Below are 18655 nucleotides of genomic sequence, written 5' to 3' on the forward strand. Positions count from 1 at the left end.
GTTACAAGACTCCAACTGCTGTGCACGCTGGAGGGCATCACGCGCATGAAAAAGGTCGGGGGCATCCGGGCAAGCGTGAGGTGTGTGCTGGCTGCGCTGCTGACCGCGGGCTGCAGCGGCGTCGTCAGCGGCGCGGCGCGACCGGTAGCCGGGATAGCACCGCGCCCGGTCACCGGGGTGACGATCGAGCAGGCGTTGCTGGGCAACGCGGAGCTGGAAAAGCTGCTCGACCAGTCGGTCAGGGCTCTGCAGCCGCCACGCTACGGGGGCGCGACCAAGCTGTTCCGTACCCTGGTGCCGGATCCCAACGATTGCCTGGGGGTGCTGGCTGAAATGCAGTCCAGCAGTTACCGATCCGCTGACGTCCGCGACGTGGCCTGGGAGAGCTGGCTGGACGCCCGCAGCGCCCCGGCTCCCGTGGTCGCAGTCGACGAAGGTGTGGTCGCGTTGCCGACGCCCGCCGAGGCCGACGCACTGTTCGCGACGTTCGCCGGACAGTGGAACCGCTGCGACGGGAAAGCCGCGACCTACCGCGACCAGACCTACCGGATCACCGACGTGCGCGTCGCCGACTCGGTGCTCGCGGCCACCCTGCAAACCTCGCCCAGCCCGATCGCACGGGCCATCGGGGTGCGGGTGAACTGCCTCGTCGAGGTCAAGGTTCCGTTTCCGGCCGGCGCCGGCTCGACTTCGGGTGCGACGCCGGGCGATCCGGAAAGCCGGGCCATCGACGTTGCGCGGCTGATGATGGACAAGATCAGCGACCTGAGCTAACGCCTTCGGGCGCTACATGGGCGCGTTGGCCGGCTGGAAAACCCCGGTGCCGTCGGCTTCATCTTCCGCGCGGATCACGTGGACCACCGCATTGATCAACGCCAGGTGGGTGAACGCCTGCGGAAAGTTGCCCAGATGACGGCCGGTGCGCGGTTCGAGCTCCTCGGCGTAGAGATACAGCGGGCTGGCGAACGACAGCAGCCGTTCGCACAAACGCTTGGCGCGGCTGACTTCCCCGATCTCGACCAGAGCTGACACCAGCCAGAACGAGCAGATGGTGAAGGTGCCCTCAAGCCCGGCGAGCCCGTCGTCGGTCTCCTCGATGCGGTAGCGCAGCACCAAGCCCTCTTCGGTGAGTTCGTCGGCGATGGCCAGCACCGTGTTGCGCACCCGGGGGTCATCCGGCGGCAAAAACCGGGTCAGCACCACCATGAGCAGCGAAGCATCCAGCGCGTTGGTGTCGTAGTGCTGGGTGAACACGCCCGCGGAATTGACCCCGTGCTGGAGAATGTCGGCCTTGATCTCTTCGGCGATCACCCGCCACTTCTGTGCATACGCCTTCTCGCCCTGCCGCTCGGCCAGCTTGGCGCCGCGGTCCAGCGCCACCCAGCACATCACCTTCGAGGAGGTGAAATGCCTGGGTTCGCCGCGCACCTCCCAGATGCCTCGGTCGGGCTCGCGCCAGTGCGCCGCCGCCTCTTCGACCTGCTTTTTGAGCACCGGCCACAGCGTCTCGGGGACCTGCTCACGCGAGCGTGCGTGCAGGTAGAACGAGTCTAGGATCGCACCCCAGATGTCGTGTTGATTCTGCTTGTAGGCACCGTTTCCGATCCGGACCGGGCGGGCGTGGTCGTAGCCGGACAGATGCGGTAGCTCTTCTTCCTCGAGGATGCGTTCGCCGCCGACCCCGTACATCACCTGCAGCGGATGGCGTTCCCCGTTGTTGGCGCCCGAGACGTCGGCGATGAACGAGAAGAAATCGTCGGCCTCACGATCCAGGCCGAGGGTGTAGAGCCCCCACAACGCGAACGTCGAGTCGCGGATCCACGCGTAGCGGTAGTCCCAGTTGCGCTCGCCCTGCGGGGTTTCCGGAAGCGAGGTGGTGCTGGCCGCCAGCAGCGCGCCGGTGGGCGAGTACGTCAAGCCTTTCAACGTCAGCGCGCTGCGCTGCAGATACGCCCGCCACGGATGGTCGGGGAAGTTGCCGATGTTGATCCATTGCCGCCAGCATTCGGTGGTCTGCCACATCTTGTCGGCGGCGTCGGCGTATGTCTGCGGCGCCGGGTGGTTGGACCAGCTCAATGCGACGAACACGTCGTCGCCTTCTTTGAGCCGGGTGCGTGCCCGCGCTTCGCGGCCCTCCAACCCGATGCGCAGGTTGGTGGTCAGTCGCAGCGTCGGATGAGCATCGGGATCCCGTTTGGCGCGGGCGATGGCCTCGCCGTAGGCGGCGGCCGAGTATTCCCACGTTGCGCCGATGCGGTGGTAGTCGAACGCCGGCTCGCAGCTCATCATCAGCTCGACGGTGCCGGACACACAGCGCACGGTGCGCAGCAGGATGTGCTCGGCGTCCCAGTCCATCGGGGTGCGGCGATGGGTGTGCGATCGCCGGTCGATGTCGTGCCATGGGCCCATCACCAGCGCGTCGCGCACGATCAGCCAGCCGGTGTGGGTTTGCCAGGTGGTTTCCATGATCAGGCTGCCGGGCAGGTAGCGGCGCGCCGAGGGTACCGACATCCCGTAGGGGCCGAGCCGGAAATGACCGGCGTTACGGTCCAGGATCGCGCCGAATACGCTCGGCGAGTCCGGCCGCGGCACACACAACCATTCCACCGACCCCGCCGGCGAGATCAGGCACGTGGTTTCGCAGTCGGACAAAAACGCGTAGTCGGCGATCGGCGGGAACGGGTTGCGCAGCGGCCCACCCGCCGTGACCGGCACCGGCGACGTGACGGAGAGGGGCGCGACGGCCGTGTCGTCAGCGGCCTCGTCGGCGGGGCCGGCGTGCAGGACCATGCCGATATCATCATCTGCCGCGCAGTCCCCGTCTACTTGCCGCGGGGCGTGTCAGCGCTTGGCGAAATCCGGGGCATGTTCAGGGCGGATTCCCACGCCCACGAGGAAGGCGGGCAGCGCCGCAAGCCACGGCAGCCGGTCGACCCAGCCGAGCACCGCCGACTGGGTTGGGTCCGCACCGCGAAGGATCGGGTCGACCACCCGGCGGTGGACCACCCGTTGCATCGTTTGCGTGACGGTGGTGGGCAGGGCGCGGCGGCGACGGACTGCGGCCAGATCGCGGGCTGTCACCCGGTGCCGCCGCAGCGGGCCGGCCAGCAGTGTCGCTGCGGCCACGGCGTCCTGGACCGCGAGGTTGATGCCGACACCTCCCGCCGGCGACATCGCGTGCGCAGCATCGCCGATGCACAGCAGCCCGTCGGTGTGCCACCGACGCAGCCGGTTGACCCGCACGTCGAGGTGCTTGACATCGTCCATGGACGTCAGCGCCTCCACCGATCCGGCCGCTTCGGGCAGCATTTCGGCAATGTCGCGGCGGAACGCTTCGATGCCTCGCGCCCGCAACTGGGCGTCGGTGCCCTTGGGTCCGATGTAAGCGATCTGAAAATAGCCCTGCCGGGGAATCAGCAGCAGCGCGTTGCCATGGCCGATACGGGGCAACAGGGAAAACTGCGCCGACCGATCGTGGGGTAACCGAAACCACCACACGTCGAAGCGCACCGGGTAGTCGCGTCCCGGCAGCGCGGCCTCTCGGCGAACAACAGACCATCGGCCGTCGCACCCCACGGTCAACTCGGCGCGCAGTTCGCCAGCTCCGTCGGGCCCCTGGTAACGCACGCCCTCGACCCGGTCGCCCTTCCACAGCAATCCGGTGGCCTCGGTGTGCATGCGCAAGGTGAAAGTCGGCTCGCTCTGCGCGGCTTCGGCGAGCAGGTTCAGCAGGTCCCACTGCGGCACCATGGCGATGAACGGGTGGGGTTGGCGCAGGCGTTCGAAGTCGACGTAGGTCACCGTGCGGCCGCGTGATTCCACCGTCGCATTGCGGACCTCGCTGTAGGGCAAGGCCGCGAAGCGCTCCCAGAGCCCGAGCTCGTCGAGCAGCCGCAGCGTGGGCGGATGCACGGTGTCACCGCGGAAGTCGCGCAGGAAGTCACCGTGCTTCTCCAGCAACGTGACCTCGACGCCGGCGCGGGCCAAGAGCAGCCCGAGCACCACTCCGGCCGGACCGCCGCCGACGATCGCGCAGGTGGTTTCTTCGGGCATAGCAGGCATCCGCTGAGGTTACGTTGGTTGTTGATGCCGCGGCGAATAGGGTGAGCTCGGTGGACGGGTTCCTGAGTTGGTGGGACGGCGTCGAGCTGTGGTTGTCCGGGCTCGGCTTCGTGCTGCAGACCATTGTGGTGATGCCGGTCGTGCTGGCGCTGGCCTATCTCATCGCGGTGGTGCTGGATGGGATTTTGGGTCGAGGCATCCGGTTGATGCGTTGGGTCCGTCATGACCGGGATTCCCGATGATCGGCAAAACCGGCATGCCGCGCTCGCAGGTGACCTTGGTGCTGGTCGTGTTGGTGGTGCTGGTCATCGTCACCTGGTTGGCGACGCGCTAGCACGCGTGTGAACAAGCGATGTGCGGGTGGCTTCTGTTAGGCTTCGCGCCATGCATACAGCGTCCGGCAACCGAGCGTGCTACATCTTGGCGCTCATTGCTGTGGGGAATTGCGCTGTGGCCGATATCCACTGTTGTCGTTGACGTCCATACCCCGCGCGGTCCGGCGCCGAGCCCGTGAACATCGCTAGCTACTGATTCCGGACTCCGAGCGGCCTTTCCGCAGTGGGGCACTCTGATCCAAAAGCCGCATGGGAAGGTCGCCAATGTTCAGCAATGCCGTATGCGCCCGACGCCGGCGGTTTGTTGTCGGATTCACCGCCGTGGCGAGCGTTGTTGCCGCGTGCCACGGCGGCGCCAGTGACGTTGTCGGGGGCACGGCCGCGAACGGGCATACCAGCATCACCCTGGTCGCCTACTCGGCACCAGAACCGGGGTGGAGCAAGGTAATTCCCGCGTTCAATGCGTCCGAACAGGGCAAGGGCGTGCAAGTTATCACCTCGTACGGGGCGTCCGGGGACCAGTCACGCGGTGTCGTCGACGGCAAGCCGGCGGATTTGGTGAACTTCTCGGTCGAACCCGATATCACCCGACTGGTCAAGGCGGGCAAGGTTTCCAAAGACTGGGACAAAGATGCCACCAAGGGCATCCCGTTCGGGTCAGTGGTGACCTTGGTGGTGCGCGCGGGCAATCCCAAAAAGATCAGGGACTGGGACGATCTGCTGGGTCCCGGCGTGGAAGTCATCACCCCGAGCCCACTGAGTTCGGGGTCAGCCAAATGGAACCTGCTCGCCCCGTATGCCGTCAAAAGCAGTGGCGGCCGGAATAGCCAAGCGGGCCTTGACTTTGTCAACAAGTTGGTCAGTGAACATGTGAAGCTGCGGCCGGGCTCGGGCCGTGAAGCCACTGACGTCTTCATCCAGGGCAGCGGTGACGTATTGATCAGCTACGAAAACGAGGCCATCGCCGCTGAGCGTCAGGGTAAGCCGATCGAGCACATCAACCCGCCGCAGACGTTCAAGATCGAAAACCCGCTGGCGGTGGTGACCACCAGCAGCCACTTGGATACCGCGACGGCCTTCAAAAACTTCCAGTACACCGCTCAGGCGCAAAAGCTTTGGGCGCAGGCCGGCTTCCGGCCGGTCGATCCCGCGATAGCCGCCGAAGTGCGAGACCAGTTCCCGGCACCGGTCAAACTGTGGACTATCACCGACCTCGGTGGCTGGGACGTGGTCGACCCGCAGTTGTTCGACAAGAACACCGGCAGCATCACCAAGATGTACATGAAGGCCACCGGATGACGACCACGATCACGCCCGACCCCGAGGCGATCCGGCCCGAACTGGGCCGCCACGTGGATCGCGGGCCGAACCGGCCCGATCTTCATCGAGCCAGCGTGTCGCTGCGTGTCGGCGTGGCGGTGCTATGGCTCTCGGTCATCGTGCTGTTGCCGCTGGCCGCGATCGGCTGGCAGGCCGTGGGCGGCGGTTGGCGGGCCTTCTGGCTGGCGGTCAGCTCCAATGCCGCGCTGGAGTCGTTTCGGGTGACGCTGACGATTTCGGCCGGTGTCACCCTGCTTAACCTGCCGTTTGGCCTGCTTGTCGCGTGGGTTCTGGTGCGCGACGACTTTCTGGGCAAGCGGCTTGTCGATGCCGTCATCGACCTGCCGTTCGCGCTGCCCACCATCGTGGCCAGCCTGGTGATGCTGGCGCTCTACGGCCCGCACAGCCCAGTGGGTCTGCATCTTCAGCACACCGCGTGGGGTGTTGGGGTCGCGCTAGCGTTCGTGACGTTGCCGTTCGTGGTGCGGGCCGTGCAGCCAGTGTTGCTCGAGATCGACCGCGAGACCGAAGAGGCTGCTGCATCGCTGGGCGCGAACAACCCAGCGATCTTCTTTCGTGTGGTGCTGCCGTCGCTGACTCCGGCATTGTTATCCGGTGCGGGGCTGGCCTTTTCGCGCGCTATCGGCGAATTCGGATCGGTGGTGCTTATCGGCGGTGCGGTGCCCGGCAAAACCGAAGTGTCCTCGCAGTGGATCAGGACACTGATCGAGAACGACGACCGCACCGGTGCTGCCGCGATATCGATTGTCCTGCTGGCGATCTCATTTGTTGTGCTGTTCATCCTGCGCGCCCTGGGGGCTCGGGCCGCCAAACGGGAGGAGCTGGCCGGATGACGCCCTCGCCGTGGATTCGCCAACTCATCCGCTGGAGTGCCCTCGGATACGTGTTCGTGCTGGTCATCGTCCCGGTGGCGGTGATCCTGTGGCGGGCATTCGCGCCCGGGGTGGGCCAGTTCTTCGCCTACGTCAGCACCCCGGCGGCGGTATCGGCGCTGCAACTGTCGTTGCTGGTAGTGGCGATCGTGGTGCCGCTGAACGTGATATTCGGTATTCCCACGGCGCTGGTATTGGCGCGCAACAAGTTTCGCGGCAAGGGCCTGCTGCAGGCCATCATCGATCTGCCGTTCGCGGTCTCGCCGGTGATCGTGGGGGTGGCGCTGATCGTGCTGTGGGGCTCGGCCGGCGCGCTGGGCTTCATCGAACGAGATTTCGGCTTCAAGATCATCTTCGGTCTGCCCGGCATCGTGTTGGCCAGCGTCTTCGTCACCCTGCCGTTCGTGATCCGCGAAGTCGAACCGGTGCTGCATGAGCTGGGCACCGACCAGGAGGAGGCGGCGGCGACGCTGGGTTCGAACTGGTGGCAGACGTTCTGGCGGATCACTTTGCCATCAATCCGGTGGGGACTGACCTACGGCATCGTGCTGACCGTCGCTCGTACACTGGGCGAGTACGGCGCAGTGCTGATGGTGTCCTCTAACCTTCCAGGCACCTCGCAGACACTGACCCTGTTGGTCTCCGATCGCTATAACCGAGGTGCTGAATACGGCGCCTACGCGCTGTCGGTGCTGCTGATGACGGTCTCCGTGGCGGTTCTCGTGCTGCAGGTGGTCCTCGATGCGCGCCGCGCACGAAAGGAGGTGCCATGACTGACGCGATCATCGTGGCGGGCGCCTACAAACGCTACGGCGATTTCGTCGCGCTCGACGACGTCGACTTCACCGTGCCCGCCGGCTCCCTGACCGCGCTGCTGGGTCCGAGCGGTTCAGGCAAGTCGACGCTGCTGCGGGCCATCGCCGGTCTCGACCAGCCCGACCGCGGCACCATCACGATCAACGGCCGCGACGTCACCCGGGTGCCGCCGCAGCGACGCGGGATCGGCTTCGTGTTCCAGCACTATGCGGCGTTCAAGCATTTGACAGTGCGCGACAACGTGGCATTCGGACTGAAAATCCGCAGGCGTCCTAAAGCCGAGATCACCAAGAAGGTGGACAACCTGCTCGAGATCGTGGGGCTGAGCGGATTCCAAAACCGTTACCCCAACCAGCTTTCCGGTGGTCAACGTCAGCGCATGGCGCTGGCCCGCGCGCTGGCCGTCGACCCACAAGTGCTGCTGCTTGACGAGCCGTTCGGTGCACTCGACGCCAAAGTCCGCGAGGACCTGCGCGCCTGGCTGCGCCGGCTGCACGACGACGTGCATGTCACCACGGTGCTGGTGACCCACGACCAGGCCGAGGCGCTTGACGTGGCTGACCGCATCGCCGTGCTCAACAAGGGTCGCATCGAGCAGGTGGGGTCGCCGACCGAGGTCTATGACAGTCCCGCGAACGCGTTCGTGATGTCCTTCCTGGGCAAAGTCTCCTCGTTGAACGGCACCCTGGTGCGTCCGCACGACATCCGGGTCGGCCGCCGCCCGGATATGAAGATCGCCGCAGGCGACGCCGCCGCGGAGGCGACCGGTGTGATTCGAGCCACCATCGACCGGGTGGTGATGCTGGGCTTCGAGGTGCGTGTCGAGTTGACCAACGCGGCCACCGGCAGCCCGTTCACCGCCCAGATCACCCGCGGCGACGCCGAAGCGCTCGGCCTGAAGGAGGGGGACACCGTCTACGTGGCGGCCACCCGGGTTCCGCCGATTGCCGACGAGGTTGGAGCCGCCAAAACCTGCGTCGACGTGAACGAGTTGACGTCGGCAAAGTAAGTGTCCGAGATTTCTTCTGCGGTGCTGGCATTTTCGGTTATCGCGGCACTTCGATCAGCTCGATGTTGGTGGTTGTCGTCGGCGGTGGGCGTTGTTGGCTGGGTCTGCGTGTCCTGCCATCCAGCGCTTGGTGTCGATGGCCGCAGCGCGGTCGGTGCCGGCGGCGTTGACGGCCTCCCGGTAGCTCTGGTCCACCAGGTCACCGGCAACGAACGCCCCTCCCAGTGAGACTGGTGGCCGCGCCGTCGAAGTTGGCGCGTCCCTTCGGGGACCGGGTCGAGACCGACGCCCGCGATGCCGCCCACCTTGCCCGGTTGCTGCACTCGGGTCAGATCGTGGAGGTGACGGTTCCGACGGTGACCCAGGAAGCGGCCCGCGATCTGGTGCGAGCACGCGATGATTGCCGCAGGGATCTGATGACTGCCCGGCACAGGTTGTCGAAACTGCTTTCGCGCCAAGGGATCGTCTATTCCGGCGGGTCGGCATGGACCGGCCGCCATGAGCTGTGGCCGCGCGGCCAGCAGTCGGCAGACCAGCGCTGCAACTGACCTACGACAGCGCTTTGAAGGCGATGACGGCGTGCCTGGACCGGCGCAACTGCCTCGATGAGGCAATCACGAAGATGGCCGCCGACAGCGAGTTCACCCCGGTCGTCACCCGGCTGCGCTGTTTGCGCGGAGTAGCCACGTTGACCGCGTTTGGGCTGGCCGTCGAGATCGGCGACTGGCCACGGTTCACGGGCCGCTCCATCGGCGCCTACCGCGGCCTGGTGCCCAGCGAGCACTCCTCGGCCGCCTGACGCTCACAGGGTTCGATCACCAAGACCGGCAATGGACACACCCGGCGGCTGCTGGTCGAGGCCGCCTGGCACCACCACACACCGTATCGTGCCAGCCGCGAGCTGTGCCGCCGCTGGGACACCGCCCCTGGGCCAGCCCGAGACCACGGCCATCGCGCCAACCGGCGCCTGCACGACCGCTGGTCCGGTTTCGACGCCCGTAAGAAACGCTCCACGATCGCCAACACCGCGATCGCCCGCGAATTCGCCGGCTGGTGCTGGTCACTGGCAGTCCTGCCGGACTGACACCCACCCTCGGACCAGCTGAACACAACAGAGCTATCGGCAAGCGTTTTGGAGTGACCCGCGACCCGGCTTTGAAAAATATCGGTTGTCCTGCAACCGATTGCACGCTCAAGTCCAATACAAGCGCAGCCGACTCCGACTCGAAAGTCCCGTCCTGCGGTAACCAACCCGCGCACATCAGACTTGACACGCGTCGATGAGACACGCGCGACACGCCCCGTTCGCTCACCGGTCAATCGAAGCGGCGGCCAAGGCGACGGTCCCGGCCGCCGCTTCACCCTGTCCTTGACAACCTTCCCCCATATCAGCCGGTGCAACGTTGTGTGCCTGAGAGCGAAGAGCTAAGAGGCACAGGGGAATTGCCACTCGTCAGAAGCTTTCCCTGGTGTGGAGACATAAAAATGCTTTCCAGTGTGCCGTTTTGTCTGCGACACGCCAGCGCAAACGTACAGAACCGCGTACTCGATTGATAGTTCTGTTGGGCGCATGCGCCCACTAGGGATTACCCCGATTTTTGGGGAGCAGAAACGGCTAAGCGCTACTAACTGCAGGGGCCTTGTATGGCCGAGGCGACGAATTGTCCGCTGGCAACTGGGTTCTCATGATGCTTCCGGTCGGACAGCTGGGAGATAAGGAAACCCGAGTTCTCGCTACGATGGCCGGTTCCGTCCCCCGAAGATTCTGCCAAAAGGCGTCCGGCTCCATAACCCCTATCACGGCAGACCGACATTCGCAGCGGAACTCGACGACCTGTCAGAACTCGGCGCGTCCTGGTACCGACGATCCAACAAATCCGGTGCCGACGAGTGCCGATACCGACCCGGCCCGTCCAGCCGATGCGACCGATCTACTATCGGCGACGGGCCGGCGCACGTACATTGACCACGTGACCGCCGCCGCCGCGATGTACGATCCAAAGAAGATCCAGAACGCCGTTGTGTCGGTGCCGGTGCTCTGGTAGGACTGGCGCAGCGCCAGATTGACGCCGACGCCGCCGAATGCGCCGGCTGCGGCGGCGAACCCGATCAATGCGCCAGACATGTTGCGCGACCAGTGGCGGCGGTCGGCTTCGCTGACTTCCAGCGTGTGGCTGCGCACTTCGATGACAGCAGGGATCAATTTGAACACCGAACCTTTACCCAAGCCGGCCAAGACGAACAAGAGGAGAAGGCAGACGATATAGCCCGTCATGGTGGTGCTGGTCGTGAGGCCGGGGGTGTGGTCGTCATGAGTGCTGATGCCGGCCAGCACTCCGGTTGCGGCGACCATGCCGGCGAAGACGGCCAGCGTCACCCGGCCGCCGCCGAAGCGGTCGGCTAGCCGGCCGCCGTAGATCCGGGACAAGGAGCCCAGCAGCGGCCCGATGAAGGCGAACTCGGCTGCGTGCAGCGATGCCTGCGTGAGGCTTTGCCCGCTGGCGATGAAGTTGATCTGCAGCACCTGACCGAACGCGAACGAGAACCCGATGAATGTGCCGAAGGTGCCGACGTAGAGCAGCGCGAGGATCCAGGTATCGCGCTCAAAGACGACCGACCGCAGGGTAGCCACCTCGATGCCGTGCTCCAGGTTGTCCATGAACAGCGTCGCCGCGATCGCAACGACGGCCAGCAGTACCAGATAGACCGCGCACACCCAGTACGGCTGGCGGTTACCGGCGACCGCGAGCACGACCAGCCCCACCACTTGGACGGTCGCCACGCCGAGATTCCCGATCCCGGCGCCCAGCCCCAGTGCCGAGCCCTTGAGCCGTTGCGGGTAGAAGGCGTTGATGTTGGCCAGCGACGCGGCGTAGTTTGCGCCGCCGCACCCGGTCAGTGCCGCACACACCATATACGTCCACAACGGCAGGCCCGGGTGGGCCAGCAGGAAGATGGTTCCGACGGTGGGGATCAGCAGCACCAGCGCGGCAAATATGGTCCAGTTGCGGCCGCCGAAGGTTGCGATGCCCAACGTGTAGGGGATGCGCAGGCATGCACCGACCAGGGTGGCGGTGGCGCCCAGCAGTAGTTTGTCGGCCGCCGAAAAACCGTACACCGATTCGGGCATGAACAGCACCATCACTGACCAGAGCACCCAGATCGAGAAGGCGACGTGGTCGGCCGCCATCATGCACAGCAGGTTGCGTCGCGCGATCTTCTTGTTGCCGGCCTCCCAGGCAACTACATCCTCGGGATTCCAGTAGACGATCCGATGCGCGCGGCCCATGCAACCTCCTCGATGAAAAATGGCCGCCGATCACGCTAATCCTGGGAACACATCAAGAGGCGCAGTGAAAGCTGAAAATTACCAGTGAATCCGATCGGTTGCCATAGCTTAGTGATCCTCAATGAACCCACCTCCGCACCACTGTCTGTTGAAGACTCCGGACCGGCTGACGCGAGCTGTGCGACGGCGGCGTGACGCTCGGGGCACGCCCGTATGCAGTCCGCTACCGCAGCAACCCAGCCGGATCCACGAAGGGTAGGCGGCTACGTTTGGAACGATGCACAAGGACAACATAAATTTTCGACACACATCAGATTAATACTTGGTTAAGCGCGATGGGCCGAACCGTAAAGCGATTGCCTAGCGCTCAATGCCCTGCCGGTTGGTGGGCTTCGGTGAGCTGTGGTGGCCGTCTGCCACGCGCCGCGTTGGATCGCGGAGTCTGCAGCTCGACTGCGCCACACCGTGCCGACGACGCTGCGCAACCCGCACACAAACAACGTTTGTGGCCTCACAACGCCATGACCGCTACTAACCACGTCGCGTGCGGTGAACCATGGGCAGCATGACACGTCGAACCACCTGAAGCGACGCGACGACGTTGCACTCGACGACCCGCAGCATCGTGACGTGCCGGGATGCAGTCGAGTCGTCCTGCCGCAGCGAAATCACGGCAGCTGGCCGTCACAGTCCGGCAAACCAGTGTGTTAAGGAGAACGTCCACATGACTAGACCCCGCCCCGCTAAGATTCGTAGCGAAGGCCAGTGGGCGCTGGGTGAGCGTGAGCCGCTCAACGACACCGAGCGGATCAAGTATGACGATGCCCCGCTCAATGTGCGCGCCCGCATCGAGAACATCTACGCCAAGCAGGGTTTTGAGAGCATCGAAAAGACCGATCTGCGTGGCCGCTTCCGCTGGATGGGTCTTTACACGCAGCGTGAGCAGGGCTACGACGGCACCTGGACCGGCGACGAGAACATCGACGTCATCGAAGCCAAGTACTTCATGATGCGGGTGCGCTCCGACGGCAAGGCGATGTCGGCGGCGACGATGCGAACGCTGGGTCAGGTTTCCCAAGAATTTGCGCGTGACACCGCCGATATCGGTGATCGGGAAAACGTTCAATTTCATTGGATTCGAATCGAAGACGTGCCAGAGATTTGGCGGCGGCTGGCTGCTGTTGGCTTGCGGACAACCGAGGCCTGCGGCGACTGCCCTCGTGGCATCCACGGTTCGCCGCTGGCCGGCGATTCGCCCGACGAGGTACTCGACCCCTCACCGGCGATCGACGAGATCCTGCGGCGCTTCATGGACAATCCCGAATACGCAAACCTGCCGCGCAAGTACAAGACCGCGATATCGGGTCTGCAGGACGTCTCCCACGAGACCCACGACGTCGCCTTCATCGGCGTCAACCATCCCGAGCACGGACCGGGGATGGATTTGTGGGTGGGCGGCGGCCTGTCCACCAATCCGATGCTCGCGCAACGGGTCGGGGCATGGGTACCGCTGGATGAGGTGCCCGACGTGTGGGAGGCGGTGACGAAGGTATTCCGCGACTACGGTTATCGGCGGTTGCGCTCCAAGGCCCGGCTGAAGTTCCTGATCAAAGACTGGGGTATAGAAAAGTTCCGCCAGGTTCTCGAAGAGGAATACCTCGGCCGCAAGCTCATCGACGGGCCGGCGCCCGAGCCGGTCAAGCACCCGATCGACCATGTCGGTGTGCAGCGATTGAAGAACGGTCTCAACGCGATCGGCGTGGCGCCCATCGCCGGGAGGGTGTCGGGAACCATCCTGTGTGCGGTAGCCGACTTGATGGAGCGGGCCGGATCGGACCGGGCGCGGTTCACCCCGTACCAGAAGCTGGTCATCTTGGACGTGCCAGATGCCTTGGTCGATGAGATGGTGGCGGGCCTGGACGCGTTAGGGTTACCGTCACGCCCGTCGCAGTGGCGACAGAACCTGATGGCCTGCACCGGTATCGAGTTCTGCAAGTTGTCGTTCGCCGAAACACGGGTGCGCGCCCAGACGCTGGTTCCCGAGTTGGAGAAGCGGCTGGATGACATCAACGCCCAGCTCGATGTGCCGATCACGGTCCATATCAACGGCTGTCCCAACTCGTGTGCGCGTATCCAGGTGGCCGACATCGGCTTCAAGGGCCAGATGGTCGACGACGGCCATGGCGGGTCCGTTGAGGGATTCCAGGTGCATCTGGGTGGCCGCCTGGGGCTGGACAGCGGATTCGGCCGAAAGCTGCGCCAGCACAAGGTCACCAGCGACGAGCTCGGCGACTACGTCGACCGGGTGGTGCGTAACTTCGTCAAGCAGCGCAATGAGGGTGAACGTTTCGCGCAGTGGGCGATGCGAGTCGACGAAGCAGAACTGCGATGACCGGACAGGCGAACGAGTACACCGAAACGGAACTACGCGAGCTGGCTGCGCGTGGCGCGGCGGAGATGGATGGTGCCAGCGCGATCGACCTGTTGCGTTGGACTGAAAAGCATTTCGGCGGTGTCGACGGGCCCCGCGGATGGGCGACGTGCGATTACGTGGTGGCCTCCAACATGCAAGACGCGGTGCTGGTGTCATTGGCGTCAAAGGTACGTCCGGGTGTGCCGGTGCTCTTTCTCGATACCGGTTATCACTTCGCGGAAACGATCGGAACCCGCGATGCGGTCGAGGCCGTCTACGACGTGCGGGTCCTCAATGTCACTCCTGAGCACACGGTGGCCGAGCAGGACGCAATGCTGGGCAAGGATCTGTTTGCGCGTGATCCCAACGAGTGCTGCCGCTTACGCAAGGTGGTTCCGCTGGCTAAAACACTGAGCAGGTACTCGGCGTGGGTGACTGGGCTGCGGCGGGTCGAGGCGCCGACTCGCGCCAACGCCCCGTTGATCAGCTTCGACGAGCAGTTCGGGCTGGTGAAGGTCAACCCGTTAGCCGCGTGGACTGATCAAGACGTGGCCGATTACATCGCCGAAAACGATGTTCTGGTCAATCCGCTCGTCGATGAGGGCTATCCGTCGATCGGCTGCGCTCCATGTACCGCCAAACCGGCTGAGGGCGCTGATCCGCGCAGCGGGCGTTGGCAGGGACGGTCGAAAATCGAATGCGGGCTGCACTGCTCATGAGCACCGCGCCGGCGACGATGCAGAGCGAAGCGATGAGGAGGAGCGGCCAATGACCGCCCTGGTGCTAACCGCCCATGGCAGCAAGGATCCGCGATCGGCCGCCAATGTTCGCGCGGTTGCCAGCCGAATCGCGCTTCTGCGGCCGGACTTGGACGTGCGGATCGCCTTCCTGGAGCAGAATTCCCCCAACCTGGTCGATGTGCTCGGCGGGTTGCCGGATGTCCGCAAGGCGGTGGTGTCGCCGCTGCTGCTGGCCAGTGCCTACCATGCCCGCGTCGACATCCCGAAACAGATCGTGCGCGCCGGTGCCCATGGTGCGCGACAGGCCGGTGTCCTCGGCGAGGACGACCGGCTGGTGTCGGTGGTGCGCGAGCGGCTCGCCGAGGTGGGGGTGTGTGCTCGTGACTGCGAAGTGGGTGTGCTGGTGGTCGCGATCGGTTCGTCGGACAGGGCAGTGAACGCGCGTACCGCGACGGTGGCGGCCAAACTTGCGGCGGAAACCCGCTGGGCAGGTGCCGCAACGGCTTTCGTTACCGGACCGCAGCCGTCGGTGGCCCAGGCCGCCGATCGCTTGCGCAGCCGCGGTGCCCGCCGGCTCGTCGTCGCTCCGTGGTTCTTGGGTCCGGGACGACTACCCGACCGGGTGCAGGCCTTCGCCCATCACGAGGGTGTCGCGATGGCCGCACCGTTGGGCGCGCACCGGCTGGTGGCCGAGACTGTGCTGGATCGCTTCGAGGAGGCATTAGCCGGCCCGGCGGCCGCGGCCTGAAGTTTGCGGCGCGAAGAAGTCCGCCGACGAGCTTGCCAAATGTCGACGCGCCTACCTGTGGGATTTCAGTGTGCGGGTCCTGATGTGACTGAGCAACTCTCGTATTGCCCCGGCCGGCGGGGTGCGCCCGCCAACCCAGATGGCTCGAAGCTGACGCCGCAGGTTCAACTCGGGGACAGTGACGGCACGTAGCCGACCAACCGCCAGGTCGTCGGCCACTGCTAGCCGGCTCATGACCGCCGGTCCCGCGCCGGCCAGCACTGCTGCGCGCATGGCCGCCGCGGACGACAATTCGATTACCGGGGGCGCTTGCTGCATTTGGTCGCCGAGCACCCGGCGCAGCGCCATCGTCAGCGAATCGCGTATGCCCGAGTGAACTTCGCGGGTCACGAGCGGTGTTTGCGCAACTTCGGCGGCGCTCACGGCTCGTGACTGCCGAGCCCACTTGTGGTTCGCCGGGACGACGACCACCAGTTCGTCATGTGCTACGACACAGTTGCCTAATCCACGCGGCGGAGTGGGCTTTTCGATAAATCCAAGGTCGGCTGTGCCGTCGCGAACCGAAGCGATGGCACCGTCACTGTTGGTGGCGGTCAGAATCACCTCGGGTGCGGTGCTGCCCCGCTCCTTGGCGGCAGCCTGCAGCGACACCAGCCAATGGGGCATAAGCTGCTCGGCGATCGTCTGGCTGGCCACCACCTTGATCCGCTGGCGGCTTTTCGCTCGCAACGACCCCAGACCCGCGTCGACCTCATGGGCGACTTCAACCAAGCGGGTGGCCCACTCAGCGACGAGAACCCCGGCAGGGGTGAGTTCTGAGCCCCGTGTCGTCCGGACGGCCAACGCCACACCGATCTGGGCCTCCATCGCCGCCAAGCGCGCTGACACTGCCTGTTGGGTCAGCCCGAATTCGCGTGCGGCACCACCGAGGCTACCCGTCTTGGCGATTGCCAGAAAGATTTCGAACGACGCGAGTTCGGGCATTCGGGGGCTGAGCACCATGGTCGATCAAATCGATTCACGGTGTGTATTTCGCCCTGGTACCCGTTGGCTCATCGGGCATCGTCCCCCCGGGGTTACGGGCCGCTCAGCAGAACTGCCCACAAGGATAGCTTGTGAGTCCACAATACTTAGCCCTCTACCCGACGGCACCTTCAAACGTGAACCATTACAGGCGTGACCTGTGAAACCAGCGAGGCGCCGGCAGCTCGGCAGCGCGACTATCATCGCCGCGATCTGCGCGGCGGCAGGAGTCTGTGAATATGCGTCCTTACCATATCGCGATCGTGGGTTCAGGACCCTCGGGATTTTTCGCCGCGGCGTCGTTGCTGAAGAGCGCGGACTGCTCCGATGGGGTCGATGTTGTGGTCGACATGCTGGAGATGTTGCCGACGCCGTGGGGTCTGGTGCGCTCGGGGGTGGCGCCGGATCATCCGAAGATCAAGTCGATCAGCGGGCAGTTCGAGAAGATTGCCGAGGACCCACGGTGTCGGTTTTTCGGCAATGTGGTGGTCGGTGAGCACGTCGGGTCCGCCGAGTTGGCCGAGCGTTACGACGCGGTGATCTATGCGGTGGGCGCGCAGGCGGACCGGGCGTTGAACATCCCTGGGGAGAACCTGCCGGGCAGCATGTCGGCGGTGGATCTGGTGGGCTGGTATAACGCGCATCCGCACTTTCAGCACTGCTCCCCGGATCTGTCAGCTGGGCGGGCGGTGGTGGTGGGCAATGGCAACGTCGCCCTGGATGTGGCCCGGATCCTGGTGACCGACCCCGATGTGCTCGCAGGCACTGATATCGCCGATCATGCGTTGGCGTCGCTGCGCGCGTGCGGGGTGCAGGAAGTGGTGATCCTTGGTCGGCGCGGCCCGCTGCAGACGGCGTTTACCACGCTGGAGTTACGGGAGCTCGGTGAGTTGCAGGGAGTCGATGTGGTAGTCGATCCCGCGCAGCTGGCCGACATCAACGACGAGGATGCGATCGCGGTGGGCAAGACCACCAAACACAACATCAAGGTGTTGCGTGACTACGCGGGGCGCGCGCCGCGTCCCGGGCATCGCCGAATCGTGTTCAGGTTTTACACCTCTCCTATCGAGATCACAGGGACTGAGCGGGTGGAATCGATTGTCCTGGGCCGCAACGAGCTAGTCAGCGATGAGCGCGGCCGGGTGGTGGCCAAAGACACCGGCGCCCGCGAGAAGTTGGCTGTGCGGCTGGTGGTGCGCTCGGTGGGCTATCGCGGTGTGCCAATCCCGGGGCTGCCGTTCGACGAGAAAACCGCAACGATCCCCAACACCAACGGCCGGGTGGTCGGCAGCCGCAACGAATACGTCGTGGGCTGGATCAAGCGCGGCCCCAGCGGGGTGATCGGCACTAATAAGAAAGACTCCCAAGACACCGTCGACACACTGCTCGCCGACCTCGCCGATGCCGCGCCGTCGGGGCTCGCCGTTTTCGCTGCCGACCACGCCGATCAAATCGCCGATTGGCTGGCCTCGCGCCAACCCAAACTTGTCACCGCCACCCACTGGCAGGCCATCGACGAACATGAACGCACAGCGGGCCAACCACACGGACGGCCCCGCATCAAACTGCCCACCATCGACGAACTACTGCGTATCGGGCACGCCTATCCGTGCCCGGCAAACCTGGTGCCCTCAGTAAATCGATAACAACATGGAAGGACACGTTCGTGGCGTACGTCATCACCGAATCCTGCGTCGACATTAAAGACAAGGCGTGCATCGAGGAATGCCCCGTCGATTGCATCTACGAGGGGGCTCGCATGCTCTACATCCACCCGGACGAGTGTGTCGATTGCGGGGCCTGCGAGCCGGTGTGCCCGGTCGAATCCATCTATTACGAAGACGACTTGCCCGAGCAGTGGAGCCACTACCGCCAGATCAACGCCGACTTCTTCGCAGAACTCGGTTCACCGGGTGGCGCGGCGAAAATTGGACCGACCGCAAACGACCCGATTGCGGTCAAAAACATGGATAGCAAAGCAGAGAGTGCCTAGCAGAATAGCCATGC

General features: G+C 64.8%; 16 protein-coding genes and 2 pseudogenes. 13 read left to right on the forward strand and 5 right to left on the reverse strand.

Going from position 1 to position 18655, the window contains the following annotated elements; translation table 11 throughout:
• Window positions 1-45 precede the first annotated feature (45 nt).
• Complete coding sequence (locus MHEC_RS08890; RefSeq protein WP_048893329.1) at window positions 46-774, forward strand: sensor domain-containing protein; 729 nt, start codon at window positions 46-48, stop codon at window positions 772-774.
• A gap of 12 nt (window positions 775-786) precedes the next feature.
• Here MHEC_RS08890 and MHEC_RS08895 read toward each other — a convergent pair whose 3' ends face one another.
• Complete coding sequence (locus tag MHEC_RS08895; RefSeq protein WP_048893328.1) at window positions 787-2790, reverse strand: glycoside hydrolase family 15 protein; 2004 nt, start codon at window positions 2788-2790, stop codon at window positions 787-789.
• Between the two features lie 51 nt (window positions 2791-2841).
• Entirely contained in the window at window positions 2842-4053 is a 1212-nt protein-coding gene (locus MHEC_RS08900) for an FAD-dependent oxidoreductase (protein ID WP_048893327.1), read from the reverse strand.
• Window positions 4054-4103: 50 nt separating this feature from the next.
• Here MHEC_RS08900 and MHEC_RS08905 point away from each other — a divergent pair, with 50 nt between their 5' ends.
• The 6 genes from MHEC_RS08905 (at window position 4104) to MHEC_RS08925 (ending at window position 8435) form a co-directional block, all read left to right on the forward strand.
• Window positions 4104-4304: a hypothetical protein gene (locus MHEC_RS08905; RefSeq protein WP_048893326.1), complete on the forward strand. Its 201-nt coding sequence runs from the start codon at window positions 4104-4106 to the stop codon at window positions 4302-4304.
• A 142-nt stretch (window positions 4305-4446) separates the two neighbouring features.
• On the forward strand, window positions 4447-4539 hold the full coding sequence (locus tag MHEC_RS24995; RefSeq protein ID WP_363119575.1) for an Ms4533A family Cys-rich leader peptide: 93 nt from the start codon (window positions 4447-4449) through the stop codon (window positions 4537-4539).
• Window positions 4540-4661: 122 nt separating this feature from the next.
• Complete coding sequence (locus tag MHEC_RS08910) at window positions 4662-5696, forward strand: sulfate ABC transporter substrate-binding protein (protein ID WP_048893325.1); 1035 nt, start codon at window positions 4662-4664, stop codon at window positions 5694-5696.
• On the forward strand, window positions 5693-6571 hold the full coding sequence (gene cysT, locus MHEC_RS08915) for a sulfate ABC transporter permease subunit CysT (RefSeq protein ID WP_048893324.1): 879 nt from the start codon (window positions 5693-5695) through the stop codon (window positions 6569-6571). The genes MHEC_RS08910 and cysT overlap by 4 nt, the downstream gene beginning before the upstream one ends.
• Window positions 6568-7383, forward strand: coding sequence for a sulfate ABC transporter permease subunit CysW (gene cysW, locus MHEC_RS08920; protein WP_048893323.1), 816 nt, complete (start codon window positions 6568-6570; stop codon window positions 7381-7383). The genes cysT and cysW overlap by 4 nt, the downstream gene beginning before the upstream one ends.
• Window positions 7380-8435 (forward strand): sulfate/molybdate ABC transporter ATP-binding protein, encoded by a 1056-nt coding sequence (locus tag MHEC_RS08925; RefSeq protein WP_048893322.1) that lies wholly within the window; start codon window positions 7380-7382, stop codon window positions 8433-8435. The genes cysW and MHEC_RS08925 overlap by 4 nt, the downstream gene beginning before the upstream one ends.
• Before the next feature lie 54 nt (window positions 8436-8489).
• On the opposite strand, the pseudogene MHEC_RS24120 reads toward MHEC_RS08925, so the two are convergent.
• Window positions 8490-8663: pseudogene (locus MHEC_RS24120) on the reverse strand (hypothetical protein); the annotation flags it as partial.
• Window positions 8664-8665: 2 nt separating this feature from the next.
• On the opposite strand from MHEC_RS24120, the pseudogene MHEC_RS08930 reads away from it, so the two are divergent.
• Window positions 8666-9519: pseudogene (locus tag MHEC_RS08930) on the forward strand (IS110 family RNA-guided transposase); the annotation flags it as partial.
• Window positions 9520-10272: 753 nt separating this feature from the next.
• Here MHEC_RS08930 and MHEC_RS08935 read toward each other — a convergent pair.
• Complete coding sequence (locus MHEC_RS08935) at window positions 10273-11724, reverse strand: MFS transporter (protein WP_082170007.1); 1452 nt, start codon at window positions 11722-11724, stop codon at window positions 10273-10275.
• 724 nt (window positions 11725-12448) lie between these two features.
• Here MHEC_RS08935 and MHEC_RS08940 point away from each other — a divergent pair.
• Genes MHEC_RS08940 through MHEC_RS08950 form a run of 3 tightly spaced genes read left to right on the forward strand, consistent with a single transcriptional unit; the run spans window position 12449 to window position 15625 of the window.
• On the forward strand, window positions 12449-14116 hold the full coding sequence (locus MHEC_RS08940; RefSeq protein WP_048893320.1) for a nitrite/sulfite reductase: 1668 nt from the start codon (window positions 12449-12451) through the stop codon (window positions 14114-14116).
• Window positions 14113-14856, forward strand: coding sequence for a phosphoadenylyl-sulfate reductase (locus tag MHEC_RS08945; RefSeq protein ID WP_048893319.1), 744 nt, complete (start codon window positions 14113-14115; stop codon window positions 14854-14856). The genes MHEC_RS08940 and MHEC_RS08945 overlap by 4 nt, the downstream gene beginning before the upstream one ends.
• Before the next feature lie 49 nt (window positions 14857-14905).
• Window positions 14906-15625 (forward strand): sirohydrochlorin chelatase, encoded by a 720-nt coding sequence (locus tag MHEC_RS08950; protein ID WP_048893318.1) that lies wholly within the window; start codon window positions 14906-14908, stop codon window positions 15623-15625.
• Window positions 15626-15676: 51 nt separating this feature from the next.
• Here MHEC_RS08950 and MHEC_RS08955 read toward each other — a convergent pair whose 3' ends face one another.
• Window positions 15677-16627: a LysR family transcriptional regulator gene (locus MHEC_RS08955; RefSeq protein WP_048893317.1), complete on the reverse strand. Its 951-nt coding sequence runs from the start codon at window positions 16625-16627 to the stop codon at window positions 15677-15679.
• 260 nt (window positions 16628-16887) lie between these two features.
• On the opposite strand from MHEC_RS08955, the gene MHEC_RS08960 reads away from it, so the two are divergent.
• Together MHEC_RS08960 and fdxA are read left to right on the forward strand one after the other, a co-directional pair.
• The gene (locus tag MHEC_RS08960) at window positions 16888-18294 is read left to right on the forward strand and encodes an FAD-dependent oxidoreductase (RefSeq protein WP_048893316.1); all 1407 of its coding nucleotides are present in this window, start codon (window positions 16888-16890) and stop codon (window positions 18292-18294) included.
• A gap of 20 nt (window positions 18295-18314) precedes the next feature.
• Entirely contained in the window at window positions 18315-18641 is a 327-nt protein-coding gene (gene fdxA, locus MHEC_RS08965) for a ferredoxin (protein ID WP_048893315.1), read from the forward strand.
• Window positions 18642-18655 lie beyond the last annotated feature (14 nt).

It is taken from the genome of Mycobacterium heckeshornense, from assembly GCF_016592155.1.
GTDB lineage: Bacteria > Actinomycetota > Actinomycetes > Mycobacteriales > Mycobacteriaceae > Mycobacterium > Mycobacterium heckeshornense.

Excerpts from the sequence above, each read along its gene's own strand:
- MHEC_RS08890 (WP_048893329.1), top strand. The coding sequence starts at position 46 with ATGAAAAAGGTCGGGGGCATCCGGGCAAGCGTGAGGTGTGTGCTGGCT.
- MHEC_RS08895 (WP_048893328.1), bottom strand. The coding sequence starts at position 2,790 with ATGGTCCTGCACGCCGGCCCCGCCGACGAGGCCGCTGACGACACGGCC.
- MHEC_RS08900 (WP_048893327.1), bottom strand. The coding sequence starts at position 4,053 with ATGCCCGAAGAAACCACCTGCGCGATCGTCGGCGGCGGTCCGGCCGGA.
- MHEC_RS24995 (WP_363119575.1), top strand. The coding sequence starts at position 4,447 with ATGCATACAGCGTCCGGCAACCGAGCGTGCTACATCTTGGCGCTCATT.
- MHEC_RS08910 (WP_048893325.1), top strand. The coding sequence starts at position 4,662 with ATGTTCAGCAATGCCGTATGCGCCCGACGCCGGCGGTTTGTTGTCGGA.
- cysT (WP_048893324.1), top strand. The coding sequence starts at position 5,693 with ATGACGACCACGATCACGCCCGACCCCGAGGCGATCCGGCCCGAACTG.
- cysW (WP_048893323.1), top strand. The coding sequence starts at position 6,568 with ATGACGCCCTCGCCGTGGATTCGCCAACTCATCCGCTGGAGTGCCCTC.
- MHEC_RS08925 (WP_048893322.1), top strand. The coding sequence starts at position 7,380 with ATGACTGACGCGATCATCGTGGCGGGCGCCTACAAACGCTACGGCGAT.
- MHEC_RS08935 (WP_082170007.1), bottom strand. The coding sequence starts at position 11,724 with ATGGGCCGCGCGCATCGGATCGTCTACTGGAATCCCGAGGATGTAGTT.
- MHEC_RS08940 (WP_048893320.1), top strand. The coding sequence starts at position 12,449 with ATGACTAGACCCCGCCCCGCTAAGATTCGTAGCGAAGGCCAGTGGGCG.
- MHEC_RS08945 (WP_048893319.1), top strand. The coding sequence starts at position 14,113 with ATGACCGGACAGGCGAACGAGTACACCGAAACGGAACTACGCGAGCTG.
- MHEC_RS08950 (WP_048893318.1), top strand. The coding sequence starts at position 14,906 with ATGACCGCCCTGGTGCTAACCGCCCATGGCAGCAAGGATCCGCGATCG.
- MHEC_RS08955 (WP_048893317.1), bottom strand. The coding sequence starts at position 16,627 with ATGGTGCTCAGCCCCCGAATGCCCGAACTCGCGTCGTTCGAAATCTTT.
- MHEC_RS08960 (WP_048893316.1), top strand. The coding sequence starts at position 16,888 with ATGCGTCCTTACCATATCGCGATCGTGGGTTCAGGACCCTCGGGATTT.